Annotated in this window: 1 protein-coding gene; it reads right to left on the reverse strand. The window is 36.2% G+C overall.

Annotation, left to right across the window (positions count from 1 at the left end):
* Window positions 1–51: 51 nt before the first annotated feature.
* Window positions 52–1,050: a polysialyltransferase family glycosyltransferase gene (locus R8N28_RS26375; protein WP_318183804.1), complete on the reverse strand. Its 999-nt coding sequence runs from the start codon at window positions 1,048–1,050 to the stop codon at window positions 52–54.
* Between the last annotated feature and the right edge of the window lie 71 nt (window positions 1,051–1,121).

The following is a 1,121-nucleotide window of genomic DNA, read 5'->3' on the forward strand; positions in this document are numbered from 1 at the left end:
TTCTTACAATACAGTAAAAAGCGAATACAAGATATTCGCTTTTTACTTGGGTTAGAAAAACTTAACACCTAGCTTATCCAAATGTTCTGACATCAGAGCCACCTCATCGAAACTAATTGGGTTATTGTAATCTTCAGCAGTCTGTTTCGCTGTATAAATTTGGATGTTGGGATAGATTAGCTTTAATGAGTATAATGCTGTTGAAGAGATTCCCCCTACATCAGCTAAATTAAGCTCTCTCTCTGCAATCTCAATTTCTATCGGAAAGATTGAATTGTGATAAGTTAAATTTGGAATCTGTTCAACCATTGACCGAACTTCTTCTGATTCTGTTCTATGAGGAGCATATAAAATCGGTTTATTGGTGATTTCAGAAAAACGACGAATAGTGTCTAGATAACGTTCTTTTCTGGTTCCGTCGCAGTCGATACTACCTTGACCAAGAAAAAGAGCCTTTGAATCGTCTAGTGCTTTAAATGAATTGATTCCATATTTTTTTTTGAGTTCTCTAAAACAATTAAAACGAACAGGAACATTGGCTTTTAGGTCTTTGAACATGGTGAATATTTCTAGTTTTTCCGATATTGGAAGTTTTCCTATTGGCTGCAAGCCTTGAAACCTCACAACTAGATCATTAATAAAGCGAGGGCGATAAAAAGTATTTTTAGATTTAATATGACGTTCGTATTCAGTTAATGTTAAAGACCCATCATCAAAATAAACTTCAGTGTCGATATCTAAATTTCTAAGAATGAGTTTTGTTCGCCATGCATTGTATTCACCATGGAAAAAACCCTTAAAAGATTTCCCTCCATTTGATTGAATTGCGGCTTTGATTGCCTTCGGTACGGAAAAAGAGCGTTGTGTGCGTTCAACATCAATGACGTGCGTCCATTCATTTCGATTCAATACGTGTGCCAATTGGCTTATACCTGGCTCTCTAGGTTGTTTAACTAAAAGAAGGATTGCTGGGGCGCTTGGGCAATATACAGCTTTGGCCTCAATGGCACAAAGATATTGCAATGGAGAGGTAACTAAAAAAAGATTCATTTAATAGTGCCTATGAAATGCTAACTATGGATTTTTTTAAGGAGCCATGATTTTTTCTAACCACGAGGCTG

The organism is Vibrio sp. Vb1554, assembly GCF_033344235.1.

What these genes read in the sequence shown, in the direction of transcription:
- R8N28_RS26375 (WP_318183804.1), bottom strand. Translation starts at nt 1,050, where the DNA reads ATGAATCTTTTTTTAGTTACCTCTCCATTGCAATATCTTTGTGCCATT.